This is a genomic window from Streptomyces nigrescens, assembly GCF_027626975.1.
Lineage (GTDB): Bacteria > Actinomycetota > Actinomycetes > Streptomycetales > Streptomycetaceae > Streptomyces > Streptomyces nigrescens.
Map to the genome: position 1 here is coordinate 8766726 of NZ_CP114203.1, position 15816 is coordinate 8782541.

The window sequence follows — 15816 nt, forward strand, 5'->3', positions numbered from 1 at the left end:
GCTTTGTTCGAGGATGTGACGTTGGTGGCTGCTGACGACGAGAAGTACATGGAGTACCTGAAGCGGGTGACGACCGAGCTTCGGCAGACCCGTCGCCAGCTTCGCGAGGCCGAGGTCAGGGACCAGGAACCCATCGCCATCGTCGCGATGAGCTGCCGCTACCCCGGCAGTGTGCGTACTCCGGAAGACCTGTGGCAGCTGGTCGCCGAGGGGGGAGACGCCGTCTCCGACTTCCCGGCCGACCGGGGCTGGGACGTCGACGCGGCCTACGACCCGGACCCGGAGAAGCCGGGGTCGATCTATGTCCGGGAAGGCGGCTTCCTCCATGACGCGGGGTACTTCGACCCGGCGTTCTTCGGGATGAGCCCGCGCGAGGCGCTGGCCACCGACCCACAGCAACGCCTGCTCCTCGAAGTGGCCTGGGAGGCCTTCGAACGCGCGGGCATCGACCCCACCTCGGTGCGCGGCGCCAACGGCGGAGTGTTCGTCGGCGCCGCCACCTCCGGGTACGGCGTCGGCGTGTCCGACCTCCCTGAAGGCGTACAGGGGCTGCTCCTCGCCGGCAACGCCACGTCCGTGGCCTCCGGCCGGATCGCCTACACCCTCGGCCTGGAGGGCCCGGCCGTCACGGTCGACACGGCGTGCTCCTCGTCGCTGGTCGCCCTGCACTGGGCCTGTCATGCGCTGCGCCGCGGCGAATGCGATCTGGCCCTGGCCGGCGGGGTCGCCGTGATGTGCACCCCGGCCATGTTCTTCGAGTTCAGCAGGCAGCGAGGCCTCGCGGCCGACGGCCGTTGCAAGCCGTTTTCCGACGATGCGGACGGCACCGGATGGTCGGAGGGCGCCGGCATGCTGCTCGTCGAGCGGCTCTCCGACGCGCGGAAGAACGGCCATCCGGTACTGGCCGTCGTCCGGGGGACGGCCATCAACTCCGACGGTGCATCCAACGGCCTGACCGCACCCAACGGTCCCTCACAGCAGCGGGTGATCCGGTCCGCCCTGTCCCGGGCCGGACTGACGCCGAGCGAGGTCGACGCCGTCGACGCCCACGGGACGGGTACCTCGCTGGGTGACCCCATCGAAGCCCAGGCCCTGCTCGCCACATACGGAAAGGACCGGGCGGACAACGGGCCCCTCCGGCTCGGCTCGCTCAAGTCCAACATCGGCCACACCCAGTCGGCGGCCGGCGTCGGCAGCGTCATCAAGATGGTCATGGCCATGCACCACGGCACACTGCCCAAAACGCTGCACATCACCGAGCCGTCCCGGCACATCGAGTGGGCGGCCGGAGACGTCGAGGTGCTGACCGAGGCGATGCCCTGGGCGCCGGACGGACACCCGCGCCGCGCCGGGGTCTCCTCGTTCGGCATCAGCGGAACCAACGCCCACGCCATCATCGAGGAGGCACCGGCGGCCGAGGACACCCCGGCACCGGAAGCCGACGGCGAGCCCGCCCGCACCCTGCCCCTCGTCCCCTGGGTGGTGTCCGCCCGCAGCGCGGCGGCCCTTCGTGCACAAGCGGCACAACTGCTGGCACGGGTCAAGCAGGACGAGCTGGACCTGACCGACGTCGGTCACTCCCTGACCACCACCCGGACCGCGTTCGAACACCGCGCCGTGGTACTCGCCGAGGACCGGGCCGCGGCCCTGCGCGGCCTGGAGGAACTGGCCACCACGGGCGCCGAGGGCCCGAACGCCGACGTGGTGGGCGGCCGTACGCTGCGCGGTGCCACCGCCTTCCTCTTCACGGGACAGGGTGCCCAACGTGCCACAATGGGAGGGGAGTTGTATGCCGCGTTCCCGGCCTTCGCCGCGACGTTCGACGAGGCGTGCGCGCTCCTCGACACTCAGCTGGAACGCCCCCTGCGAGACGTCCTCTTCGGCGAGGATCCCGACGCCCTCCACCGGACGGCGTTCACCCAGCCCGCGCTCTTCGCCGTCGAGCTGGCGCTCTACCGGCTGGTCGAGTCCTGGGGCCTCAAGCCCAAATACCTGGTGGGGCATTCCATTGGCGAGTTGACGGCCGCGCATGTGGCGGGCGTGCTGTCGCTGAAGGACGCCTGCCGGCTGGTCGCTGCCCGCGGCCGGTTGATGCAGGCGTTGCCGGCGGGTGGGGCGATGGTGTCGCTTCAGGCGTCGGAGGCTGAGGTGCTGCCGCTGTTGGAGGGGTTCGAGCAGCGGGTGAGTGTCGCTGCGGTGAATGGTCCGCAGTCGGTGGTGATTTCGGGTGACGAGTCGGCGGTTTCTGAGGTCGCCGGACGTTTCGAGTCCGAGGGCCGGAAGGTGAAGCGGCTCCAGGTCAGCCATGCCTTCCACTCGCCCCTGATGGAGCCGATGCTCGACGAGTTCCGGGCGGTTGCGGAGAGCGTGGTGTACGCGGAGCCGCGTATCCCGGTGGTCTCGAATGTGACCGGCGAACTCGCCAGGGCGGAGGAGTTGGCCTCTGCTGATTACTGGGTGCGGCATGTGCGCGAGGCCGTCCGGTTCGCCGACGGTGTCCGTTGGCTCGCAGAGCACGGCGTGACCCGGCTCCTGGAGCTGGGCCCCGGAGGCACCCTCACCGCGATGGCACAGGCCTGCCTCTCGGACACCGGGGACGACAACACCGAGCGGGTGTTCCTCGCCTCCCTGCGGACAAACCGGCCCGAGACCACGTCGCTGATGTCGGCGGTGGCCGGTGCCTTCGCGTCCGGCGCACCGATCGACTGGGCCGCGTACTTCGCGGGCACCGGGGCGCGGCGGGTGGATCTGCCCACCTACGCGTTCCAGCGCGAGCGCTACTGGCTGGAATCGACGGGCGCCACACCCGAACCGCGCGAGCAGTCTGCCGTGAGCGACTGGCGGTATCGGGTGGAGTGGAAGCCGTTGGCGGTCCAGTCGGGTGGGGTGCTGGGTGGTCGCTGGCTTGCGCTGATGGCAGCGGGAGACGCGTATGCCGAGGCTGTGGTGGAGGGGCTGGCGGCGTGTGATGTGCAGGTCGAGCGGGTGGAGTGTGTCGCGGGGGAGTTGGACCGGAGGCTGTTGGCTGAGCGGGTGCGTGCGGTGGCTGGTGAGGAGCCGATCGCTGGGGTGCTGGTGGTGGGCGTGGCGGATGCGGTGCGTACTGCTGTGGTGGTGCAGGCGTTGGGTGATGCGGGTGTGGGTGGGCGTGTGTGGGTGGTGACGCGGGGGGCTGTTGCGGTGGGCCGGTCGGATGGTGGTCCGGATCCGGTGGGTGCGGCGGTGTGGGGTTTGGGTCGGGTGGCGGCTTTGGAGTTGCCGGATCGTTGGGGTGGTCTGGTGGACCTTCCGGAGGCGGTGGACCGTAGGGCTCTTGATCGGCTTGTGGGTGTTTTGGCCGATGGCTCTGAGGATCAGGTGGCGGTGCGGGCTTCTGGCGTGTTCGGGCGGAGGTTGGCGCACGCTCCGGCTCCAGCTGGGGATACGGCTGGTGGTTGGCGGCCGCGTGGGACGGTGTTGATCACGGGTGGTACGGGTGCGTTGGGTGCGCGTGTGGCGCGGTGGGCGGCTGAGCGGGGTGCGGAGCATGTGATCCTCACCAGCCGCCGTGGCTCTGAGGCTCCGGGTGCGTCGGAGTTGGAGGCGGAGCTGTCTGCCCTTGGGGTTCGGGTGACGCTGGCGGCCTGTGATGTCGCGGATCGGACCGCCGTCCAGGAGTTGTTGTCGGGCTGTGCGGTGGATGCGGTCGTTCATGCGGCGGGTGTGGTGGATTCCGTGCCGCTGGGTGAGGCGGATGCGGGTCATTTTGGTGAGGTGATGGGGGCGAAGGTTGCCGGTGCCGTGGTGCTGGATGAGGCCCTGGGCGATCGTGAGTTGGATGCGTTTGTGGTGTTTTCGTCGATTGCTGGTGTGTGGGGGAGTGGTGGTCAGGGGGCGTATGCGGCGGGGAATGCCTTCGTTGAGGGGTTGGTGGAGGCGCGTCGTGCGCGGGGTGTGGTGGGTTGTGCGGTGGCGTGGGGTCCGTGGGCCGGTGGCGGTATGGCTGGTGTGGAGGGCGCGGAGGAGCATCTGCTGCGTCGTGGTCTGAGGGCGCTGGATCCGGATCGTGCTGTCTCGGCGTTGGAGTCGGCGGTTGGTGCGGGTGAGGGTTCGTTGGTGGTGGCGGATGTGGTGTGGGAGCGGTTTGCTCCGGCGTTCACGAGTGCTCGGCCGAGTCCGTTGCTGGAGGACCTGCCGGAGGTTCGGGCTGCGTTGGCTGCCGGGGCCGCTGGTGAGGGTTCTGGTGTGGTGCGGGAGCGTTTTGCGGGGCTGTCGGTTGTGGAGCGGGACCGGGCGCTGCTGGAGCTGGTGCGTACTCACGCCGCAGCGGTCCTCGGCTACCACAAGCCGGAGTCGCTTGAAGCACGTTCTGCCTTCCGGGACTTGGGCTTCGACTCGCTGACCGCTGTGGAGTTGCGTGGCCGGCTGAACACGGAAACCGGGCTGCGGCTGCCCGCCACCGTCGTCTTCGACTACCCGACGCCGGTCGATCTGGCACGGTTCTTGGGCGATGAGCTGTTCGGGACCGGGACGGACACGGCATCCGATCTGCCGGTGATGGCGTCCACCGCGGACGACCCGGTGGTCATCGTCGGGATGAGCTGCCGTCTTCCCGGTGGGGTGGCCGGTCCGGAGGACCTGTGGCGGCTGGTGGCCGGAGCCGAGGACGCGATCTCCGAGCTCCCCAACGACCGCGGCTGGGACCTCGACGCTCTCTACGACCCAACCCCGGGACAGCCTGGGAAGAGCTACTCGCGCCATGGCGGATTCGTCAGCGGGGTTGACCGGTTCGACCCGGCGTTCTTCGGCATCAGCCCACGTGAAGCCGTCGCGATCGACCCGCAGCAGCGGCTGCTGCTGGAGACCTCCTGGGAGGCGCTTGAGCGTTCCGGCATTGATCCGCAGACGTTGCGGGGGAGCCGGGCCGGGGTCTTCGTCGGTTCCAACGGCCAGGACTACCCCGCCCTGCTGCTGAGCACCCCGGAAGGCCAGGACGGCTATCTCGGTACCGGGAATGCGGCAGCTGTGGTGTCGGGCCGGGTGTCGTATGCGCTGGGTCTGGAGGGGCCGGCGGTCACGGTGGACACGGCGTGTTCCTCGTCGCTGGTCGCCCTGCACTTGGCGGTGCAGTCCCTGCGCTCGGGCGAATGTGATCTGGCGCTGGCAGGCGGTGTGACCGTGATGTCGACGCCGGGTGCGTTCATCGAATTCAGCAGGCAGCGCGGTCTTGCTGCTGATGGTCGGTGCAAGGCGTTCTCGGATGCTGCGGATGGCACCGGTTGGGCTGAGGGCGCTGGTGTGTTGGTGGTGGAGCGGCTGTCGGATGCGCGGCGCAAGGGTCATCGGGTGTTGGCCGTGGTGCGTGGCAGTGCGGTGAATCAGGATGGTGCGTCGAATGGTCTGACGGCGCCGAATGGTCCTTCGCAGCAGCGGGTGATCCGGCAGGCGCTGGCGGGTGCGGGGCTGTCGGCGTCGGATGTGGATGCCGTCGAAGCGCACGGTACGGGGACGGCGCTGGGTGACCCGATCGAGGCGCAGGCGCTGCTTGCGACGTACGGGCAAGGCCGGGACGCCGACCGGCCGTTGTGGCTGGGTTCGGTGAAGTCGAACATCGGGCACACGCAGGCGGCTGCGGGTGCGGCGGGTGTCATCAAGATGGTGCTGGCGTTGCAGCACGGCATCCTTCCGCAGACTCTTCACGCTGATGAGCCTTCCTCGCATGTGGACTGGTCTGCGGGCGATGTGCGGCTGCTCACCGAGGCTGTGGCGTGGCCGGAGGGGGAGCGGCTGCGTCGGGCCGGGGTGTCGGCGTTCGGTGTGAGCGGCACCAACGCGCATGTGGTGATCGAGCAGGCTCCGGTGGAGGAGAGCGCAGAAGCCCGGCCGGTGGGCGGTGTGGGTGTGGTGCCGTGGGTGGTGTCCGCGCGGAGCCGGGAGGGGCTGCGGGCGCAGGCGCAGCGGTTGTTGGCGCATGTGGAGGCCCGGCCTGAACTCGGCGCGCCTGAGGTGGGGTTCGCCCTGGCCACGACACGTTCGGCGTTTGAACACCGGGCCGTCGTCCTCGGCACCGAGCGCAGTGCGCTGATCGACGGACTCAGGGCGCTGGCCACAGGGGGCGAAGCCGCTTCCGTGGTGAGCGCCCTGGCTGCGCCCGAAGCGCGACTGGCTCTGCTGTTCACCGGGCAGGGCGCGCAGCGGTTGGGGATGGGCCGGGAGCTGTATGACGCCTTCCCGGTGTTCGCCGATGCTTTTGACTCCGTCTGTGCGCACTTCGACGGCGAGTTGGCGACTCCGCTGCGGGACGTGGTGTTCGGTGACGAGGCCGGACTGCTGCATCGGACGGGGTTCACTCAGCCGGCGTTGTTCGCGGTGGAGGTGGCGCTGTTCCGGCTGGTGGAGTCGTTCGGTGTGCGGCCCGACTTCCTGATGGGGCATTCCATCGGTGAGGTGGTGGCTGCTCATGTGGCGGGCGTGCTGTCGCTGGAAGACGCCTGCCGGCTCGTGGCGGCCCGTGGCCGGTTGATGCAGGCGCTGCCGGCGGGTGGCGCGATGGTGGCGCTTCAGGCCACTGAGGATGAGGTGTTGCCGCTGGTGGAGGGCCAGGAGCAGCGGGTGGGTATCGCCGCGGTGAACGGTCCGCGGTCGGTCGTGGTCTCCGGTGAGGAATCCGCGGTGGCGGAGATCGCCGGGCGTTTTGAGTCCGAGGGGAGGAAGGTGAAGCAGCTCCAGGTGAGCCATGCCTTCCATTCCCCGCTGATGGAGCCGATGCTCGATGAGTTCCGTGCCGTCGCGGAAAGCGTGTCGTACGAGGAACCCCGTATCCCGGTGGTGTCGAATCTGACCGGCGAACTCGCCGCACCACAAGAACTGATGTCCCCTGACTACTGGGTGCGGCACGTCCGGGAAGCGGTCCGCTTCGCCGACGGAGTACGGCGGCTGGAGCAGCAGGGCGTGACCCGGTTCCTGGAGATCGGGCCGGACGGCACTCTCACCGCCATGGCACAGGGCTGCCTCGACGGTGACGTGGATGCGGATCCGGACGCGGGCCATGTCCTCATCCCCACCCTGCGCGGCGACGACCGCGGGGAGATATCCGCGGTACTCTCCGCCGCCGGGCGGGCATTCGCCCACGGCATCGCCATCAACTGGCAGACCTTCTTCCCCACTCCCGCCTCCACTCCCGCCCCCACTCCCGCCCCCATCACCCCCGTCGACCTCCCCACCTACGCCTTCCAACACCAGCGCTACTGGCCCCGGTTCACGGGCCTGCCGGCCGGGGATCTCGGTTCCGCCGGGCTGGTGTCCGCGCAGCACCCCTTGCTGGGTGCTGCCGTATCCCTGGCCGGCAGTGTGGACGGCACGGGCGGCACGGGCGGTACGGACGGCTCGGACAGCGTGTACGGGCCGGCCGAGGGCGGCGCCGTGGTGTTCACGGGGCGGGTGTCCGTCGCTGCGCAGCCCTGGCTCGCCGAGCATCGCGTCGCGGGCTCCGTCCTGCTCCCCGGTACCGCATTCCTGGAGCTGGCCGTCCGTGCCGGGGATCAGGTCGGTTGCGGGCAGGTGGAGGAACTGACGCTGCAGGCGCCGCTGGTCCTGCCGGAGCGGGGTGCCGTACAGCTCCAGGTGGCCGTCGGGGCCGCGGACGAGACCGGGCGCCGGACGCTGAACGTCTACTCCCGGCCGCAGGATGCGCAGGCCGACCGGCCATGGGTGCGCCATGCCGTCGGCGTACTCGCCACGGACGGCGCGGAGCCCGGGGCGGACCTGTCCCAGTGGCCGCCCGCCGGTGCGGAGCCCGTCTCCGTCGACGGCCTGTACGAGGGGCTGACGGCAGCGGGGTTCGGCTATGGGCCGGTCTTCCGTGGTCTGCGTCAGGTATGGAGCCGTGGTGACGAGCTGTTCGCCTCGGTCGAACTTCCGGAGAGTGCCGCCCCCGAGGCGGCCGGCTTCGGGCTGCACCCGGCGCTGCTGGATTCGGTGCTGCATCCACTCGGACTCGTGGAGTCGGACCGGGCGGACGAGAGCCGAGGCAGGCTGCCCTTCTCCTGGTCGGGGGCGACCCTGCACGCGTCCGGAGCGTCGGTGCTGCGTGCCCGGCTGTCCGTGAACGGTCCCGACTCGGTCGCCCTGGAGCTGTCCGACGCCTCGGGCGGACCCGTCGCGACGATCGACTCCCTGGTCCTGCGGCCGGTGTCGGCCGACGGGATCGCCCAGGCCAAGGCGGGCGGGCAGGACACCGCGCTGCACACGATGGACTGGATCCCGCTGCCGGAGCGCTCCGTGCCCGGCGGGCCCACCGTGCCCGCGGTAACCGTTGATGCGGTCGTCGATGTGTGCGACGGCGTCGACGGCCGGCTCGACGGGTCCGCGATCGGCGCGTCCGTCTACCCGGACCTCGCGTCGCTTCCCCGGGACGAGGTGCCTTCCCACGTCCTGCTGCGGCTGGACGCTCCTGATGGTGACCCGGCCGCCGCCGCGCATATCGCGACCCATCGGGCGCTCGCGCTGCTCCAGGCATGGCTGGCCGAGGAGCGGTTCGCCGCGGCCCGGCTGGTCGTCGTCACCCAGGGCGCGGTCACCGTGGACGAACGGCGACCGGACCCGGCGCCGGCCGCCGTGTGGGGGCTCGTCCGTGCGGCGCGTTCGGAGCACCCGGACCGGTTCACGCTGGTCGATCTGGACGGGGCGAGCGAGTCCCTGGCCGTGCTCCCCGCCGCACTCGCCTGCGACGAGCCCGAACTGGCGGTACGCGCCGGGCAGGTGTACGTCCCGAGGCTCAGCAGGCACGTACGGCCGGATGCGCTGCCGGTGCCCGGGGAGAGCGGGGCGTGGTGCCTGGACATCGCGGAGAAGGGCACGCTGGAGAACCTGCACCTCGTCGAAGTGCCCACGGCCCAGGCCGAGTTGGGCGCCGGGCAGGTGCGGATCTCGGTGCGTGCCGCCGGTCTGAACTTCCGGGATGTGCTGAACGCACTCGGTATGTACCCGGGTGACGCCGTGGCGCTGGGGATCGAGGGCGCCGGGGTGGTCACCGAGGTCGGTCCGGGAGTGACCGGGTTCGCTCCGGGCGACCGGGTCATGGGGCTGTTCACCCAGTCCTTCGGTCCGCTCGCGGTGGCCGATGCGCGCACCCTCGCCCGCATTCCCGAGGGCTGGTCGTTCGCGCAGGCGGCGTCGGTTCCGGTGGTGTTCCTGACGGCCTACTACGCGCTGGTGGAGCTCGGCGACGTGCAGGCGGGCGAGTCGGTGCTGGTGCATGCCGCGGCGGGTGGCGTCGGCATGGCCGCGGTGCAGCTGGCGCGGCATCTGGGCGCGGAGGTGTTCGGCACCGCGAGTCCGGGGAAGTGGGAGACGCTTCGGTCCTCGGGTCTGGACGAGGCGCATATCGCCTCGTCCCGTGATCTGGACTTCGAGCGGTCCTTCCTGGCGACGACCGCAGGCCGGGGCGTGGATGTGGTGCTGGATTCCCTGGCGCGGGAGTTCGTGGACGCCTCGCTGCGGTTGTTGCCGCGGGGCGGGCGGTTCCTGGAGATGGGCAAGACCGACGTCCGTGACGCACAGGAGGTCGCGGCCGCGCACGAGGGCGTGCGCTACCAGGCGTTCGATCTGTTTGACGCCGGTCCGGAGCGGATCGGGGAGATGCTGACGGCGCTCGTCGGCCTCTTCGAGCAGGGCGTGCTGCGGCCCCTGCCGCTCACCGCGTGGGACGTAAGGAAGGCCCCCGAGGCATTCCGCCACCTCAGCCAGGCCAAGAACGTCGGCAAGGTCGTGCTGACCATGCCGGTGCCCCTCGATCCGGAGGGGACGGTGCTGGTCACGGGTGGGACGGGCGGCCTGGGCGCGCTGGTGGCCCGGCATCTGGTCGTCGAGCACGGGGTGCGTCATCTGGTGCTGTCCAGTCGCCGGGGGCCGCAGGCTCCGGGCGCCGCCGCGCTGCGCGACGAACTCGCCGCCCTCGGCGCCGAGGTCACCGTCGCCGCCTGTGACACCACTGACCGCGAGGCGCTGCGCGGGCTGCTCGGCTCCGTACCGGTGCGGCATCCGCTCACCGCGGTCGTGCACACGGCCGGGGTGCTCGATGACGGCGTACTGTCCTCGCTGACGCCCGAGCGGCTGGATACCGTGCTCGCGCCGAAGGCGGACGCGGTGAGCGCACTGCAGGAGCTGACCCGGGACGAGGACCTGGCCGCGTTCGTCGTCTTCTCCTCGGTCGCCGGTATGTTCGGCGGCTCGGGGCAGGGCAACTACGCGGCGGCGAACGCCTTCCTGGACGCGTTCGCCCAGGCCCGGCACGGCCTCGGGCTGCCTGCCACGTCACTCGCGTGGGGTCCGTGGGCGCCAGGTGCGGGGATGACCGGCGAGCTGACGGATGCCGATCTGCGGCGCATGGCGCGTGGTGGCATGGTGCCGTTCACGGTCGAGCAGGGCATGGCGGCGTTCGACGCCGCATTCCGTACTGCTGAACCGGTGTACGCCCCCGTACGGCTCGACCACGCGGCGCTGCGGGCACCGCACTCCGCACCGCCGGCCCTCCTGCGTGGTCTGGTGACCGGGTCCGCCCGGCGCTCGGCTGCGTCGGCGGCCCCCGGTGACGCGGCGGAGAGCCTGCGGACCGGGCTGGCCGCGCTGCCGGCCGCCGAGCGGGAGCCGGCGGTACTGGAACTCGTCCGTGCGCAGGCAGCGCTTGTGCTCGGGCACGCCGGCCCCGAAGCCGTCGAGCCCGCACGGGACTTCCGCGGCCTGGGCATCGATTCGCTCACCGCCGTCGAGCTGCGCAACCGGCTGGGCGCCGCGACCGGTCTGCGGCTGCCGGCGACCCTCGTCTTCGACTACCCGTCGCCGGTGGTGCTGGCCCGCCATGTGTGCGCCGAGCTCTTCGGAGACGGTGAGGCGGCTGCCGCCCCGGTCGCTGTGGCAGGGCAGCCGGCGAACGGCGAGGAACAGCTGGCCATCGTTGCCATGAGCTGCCGGTTCCCGGGAGGGGCGGGCAGCCCGGAGGAGTTCTGGCGGCTGCTGGCCGACGGCGTGGACGCGCTGTCGCCCCTGCCGGCCGACCGGGGCTGGCAGACCGACGGCGACGCCGGCCGGATCGAAGGCGGTTTCCTCCACGACAGCGGTGACTTCGACGCGGACTTCTTCGGCATCTCACCGCGTGAGGCCGTCACCATGGACCCGCAGCAGCGCCTGCTGCTCGAAATCTCATGGGAGGCACTGGAGCGGGCCGGCATCGACCCGGCGGCGCTGCGCGGCAGCCGCACCGGGGTGTTCGCGGGGACCAACTACCAGGGCTACGGCTCGGCCGCACACACCCTGCCCGAGGGCAGCGAGGGTCAGTTGCTCACCGGTCATGCCACCAGTGTGACGTCCGGCCGGGTCTCCTACGCCTTCGGCCTCGAAGGCCCCGCCGTCACCGTCGACACGGCGTGCTCGTCGTCGCTGGTGGCGCTGCATCTGGCCGCACAGGCCCTGCGGCTCGGGGAGTGCGATCTCGCCTTCGCGGGCGGGGTGACCGTGATGGCCACTCCGGGTGCCTTCGTGGAATTCGGCCGGCAAGGGGGGCTGGCGGGCGACGGGCGGTGCAAGGCATTCGCCGACGACGCGGACGGCACCGGCTGGGGCGAGGGCGCGGGAATCGTCCTCGTCGAGCGGCTCTCCGACGCGCGGCGGAACGGACACCCGGTGCTCGCCGTGCTCCGTGGGTCCGCGGTCAACCAGGACGGGGCGTCCAACGGTCTGACAGCCCCCAACGGTCCCTCCCAGCAGCGGGTCATCCGGGCGGCACTCGCCAACGCCGGCCTCGATGCCCATGAGGTCGACGCGGTCGAGGCACACGGCACCGGGACGTCGCTGGGCGATCCGATCGAGGCGCAGGCGCTGATCGCCACCTACGGCCAGGACCGCGAGCCGGACCGGCCGTTGTGGCTGGGGTCGGTGAAGTCGAACATCGGGCACACGCAGGCGGCCGCGGGTGTGGCGGGTGTGATCAAGATGGTGCTGGCGCTCCAGAAGGGCGTACTGCCCCGCACGCTGCACGTCACCGAGCCCTCGTCCCACGTCGACTGGTCGGCCGGCGAAGTGCGGCTGCTGACCCGGCCCGTGGAGTGGCCGCGGCGCGAACTGCCGCGCCGGGCCGCCGTGTCCTCGTTCGGGATCAGTGGCACCAACGCGCATGTGGTGCTCGAACAGTACGGGGCGGCAGACGGTGGACCCGCCGGGGGCACGACTCCCGACAGCGGTCGGGCCGACACCGCCCGCGCCGGACAGGACGGGCCCGGCGGTCCGCCGGGGCCCGTCGTCTGGCCGCTGTCCGCCCGGTCCGCCGCCGCACTCCGCGACCAGGCGAAGCGGCTGCGCGCCCACCTCACCGACCACCCGGACCTGCCCGTACACGATGTCGGGCACGCGCTCGCCACCACCCGGGCCGCCTTCGACCACCGGGCGGCGCTGGTCGCCGAGGACCGGGATACGTTCCTGAAGGGCCTTGCCGCGCTGGCCCGCGGGGAGGACTCGGCGGAGCTGGTGCGCGGGCGGGCGGACACCGGCGGAAAGCTCGCCTTCCTGTTCAGCGGCCAGGGATCCCAGCGCGCCGGCATGGGACGCGAGCTCTATGAGAGGTTCCCCGCCTATGCGACGGCGTTCGACGAGGTCTGCGCGGAGTTCGACCGCCACCTCGAACGGCCGCTGCGCGACCTGGTCTTCGCGGAGGAGGGCACGCCCGAGGCCGCGCTGCTCGACCGCACCGCCTACACCCAGCCCGCACTGTTCGCCGTGGGAACGGCACTTCACGCGCTCGTCGGATCGTGGGGGATCAGGCCCGATGTGCTGATCGGCCACTCCATCGGAGAGCTGACCGCCGTGCATGCGGCCGGGGTGCTGACCCTGGAGGACGCGTGCCGGCTGATCGCGGCCCGCGGGCGGCTGATGCAGGCACTGCCGGAAGGCGGCGCCATGATCGCCGTACAGGCCGCCGAAGAAGAGGTGCTGCCCCTGCTGGCGGGCCGGGCGGACCGGGCGGGGATCGCCGCGGTGAACGGGCCGTCGGCCGTCGTCGTCTCCGGTGCCGAGGACACGGTCACCGAGATCGCCGGAGAGCTGGCCGAGCGCGGACGAAAGACTAGGCGTTTGCGGGTCAGCCATGCGTTTCACTCTCCCTTGATGGAAGCGATGCTGGAGGAGTTCGGCGAGATCGCGCGGGGCGTGCGCTACGCACCGCCGCGTCTGCCCGTCGTCTCCAACCTCACCGGGGAACCGGCGGCCGACGCCGACCTGACCTCGCCCGCCTACTGGGTGCGGCAGGTGCGGGAGGCCGTCCGCTTCGGTGACGGCATCCGCCGCCTGGAGGCCGAGGGAGTACGGACGTATCTGGAGCTGGGGCCCGACGGCGCCCTGGCGGCCCTGGCATGGGAGAGCCTGCGCGAGCCCGATGAGGACACCGCCGCACTCCCCGTCCTGCGGCGCGAACGGCCCGAGGCACGCAGCGCCCTGCAGGCCGCGGCGCGATTGCATGTGCGCGGTCTCGGGGCAGGGCCCGCCGCGCTGTACGGCGAGGGGGCGCGCCCTGTCGAGCTGCCCACCTACGCCTTCCAGCGCCGCCGGTACTGGCTGGAGCCGGCCGGTCCGCAGACCGGGACGGACCCGGCGCAGACGCTGGACGACCAGTTCTGGGCCGCGGTGGAACACGCCGACCCGGGCGAACTGGCCGAGCGTCTCCAGCTGGCCGGTGACGCCCCGCTGAGCGACGTACTGCCCGCGCTGTCCTCGTGGCGCAACGAGCAGCGCGAACGCACCGTCGCCGACGGCTGGGAATACCGGGTCACCTGGCGGCCGGCCGCCGATGCCCCGACTCCCGTGCTGTCCGGCACCTGGCTGCTCGCCTTCCCCGCGGGCCGCGGCGGCCGTGCCTGGGAGACGGCGCTCGCGGCCGGGCTCACCGCCCATGGGGCGGCCGCGGTCATCCCGGTCGAGATCGACTGCGGCCGCGCCGACCGCATGTCGCTCGCCGGCCAACTGGGCCCACTGCTGGGCGAGTCCGGCCCCGTGGACGGGGTGCTGTCACTGCTGGCCACCGACGAGGAGCCGCATCCGAGCCGGCCCGCCACGCCCGGCGGACTCGCCGCGACGCTGGCCCTCGTCCAGGCCCTCGACGACCTGGGCTCCGCCGCACCGCTGTGGTGCGCCACCACCGGCGCCGTGGCGGTGCGGGAGCGCGAGGCGGTGCCGTCCCCCGTACAGGCCGCGGTCTGGGGCTTCGGACGGGTCGCCGCGCTGGAGCAGCCGCAGAGCTGGGGCGGTCTGGTCGATCTGCCCGCGGAGCCCGATGAGCGGGCCGTGGAGCGGCTCTGCGCGGTACTGGAAGCCGGGCCGGGCGAGGACCAGGTCGCCGTACGCGGCTCGGGTGTGTTCGTCCGGCGGCTGGTCCGGGCCCGGACCGGGGGCACCGGGGGCACCGAAGAGCCGTGGGCGTGTGCCGGTACCGTCCTGGTCACCGGAGGCACCGGTGCGCTCGGCGCACACATCGCCCGCCGGCTGGCCGACCGGGGTGTCGCACACCTGGTACTGGCCGGCCGACGCGGTGCGCGGGCCGAGGGCGCAGCCGAGCTGCGGGCCGAACTCACCGCCCGCGGCACCCGGGTGACGCTCGCTGCCTGCGATGCCGCCGACCGTGAGGCGCTGGCGCGGCTGCTGGCCGAGCATCCCGTCGATGCCGTGTTCCACGCCGCGGGCGTGCTCGATGACGGGCTGATCGCCGGGCTCGACGGTGCGCGCCTGGACGCCGTGCTGCGGTCCAAGATGGCGGCCGCGGCGCACCTGCACGAACTGGCCGACGACCGGACGCCGTTGGTGCTGTTCTCGTCCTTCGCCGGCACGGTGGGGGCGACCGGCCAGGCCAACTACGCCGCCGCCAACGCCTATCTGGACGCCCTCGCCCAGCACCGGCACGCCCTAGGCCTGCCGGCCGCCTCCCTCGCCTGGGGGCCGTGGGCCGGCGCCGGCATGGCGGCCGGAACCGCAGGTGACGAGCAACTGGCAGAGCGCCTCACCCGGGGCGGTATGAGCCCGCTCGACCCGCGGCTCGCGGTCGACGCGCTGGAGCGGGCACTCACCCGTGGCGACACCACGCTGACCGTGGCCGATGTGGACTGGGCGCGGTTCGTACCCGGCTTCACGTCGGTGCGGCCCAGCGCGCTGTTCTCCGACCTGCCGGAGGCCCGGCAGGCGGTCCCGGAAAGCGAGTCCGCGGACAGTGGCCGGCCGGGCGGTCTCCAGGCGCTGCGCGCGCAGTTGGCCGGGCGGAGCGAGGCGGACCAGGAACGCGTCCTCGCCACCCTTGTCCGCACCCATGTCGCCGGCGTCCTCGGGCATGACTCCGTGGACGCGATCGACCCGAAGCGGGCGTTCAGCGAGCTGGGCTTCGACTCGCTCATGGCCGTCGAGCTGCGCAACCGGCTCGGTCTCGCCACCGGCACCCAGCTGCCCGCCACGCTGCTGTTCGACCATCCGACCGCCGCGGCCCTCGCCCGCCATCTGCGGACGCAGGTCGCGGCGGGGGACCCGGCCGGGGCGCTGCCCGCGCTCGCCGAGCTGGACCGGTTGGAGGACGTGCTGGCCGACGTGGCGCAGGACGATCCGCAGCGGGCCAGGATCGCCTCCCGGCTGCAGTTGCTGCTCGCGAAGTGGCACGAGCAGGAGGACGCCGACGCGGAGGTGACGGACGACGCCGGGGTGAGCGACCGGATCAACTCCGCCACCGCGGACGAGATCTTCGACTTCATCGACAACGACCTCGGCATGTCATGAGACGCCGGCCGCGAAACAACCGGAACCACCACGTGGATG

1 protein-coding gene is annotated in these 15816 nt (G+C 71.9%); it reads left to right on the forward strand.

Annotated elements, in window-relative coordinates; genetic code table 11:
- Positions 1-24: 24 nt before the first annotated feature.
- Positions 25-15777 carry a type I polyketide synthase gene (locus tag STRNI_RS37965; RefSeq protein ID WP_277412876.1) on the forward strand — a complete coding sequence of 5251 codons (15753 nt, stop codon included), beginning with the start codon at positions 25-27 and terminating at the stop codon, positions 15775-15777.
- Positions 15778-15816: the final 39 nt, after the last annotated feature.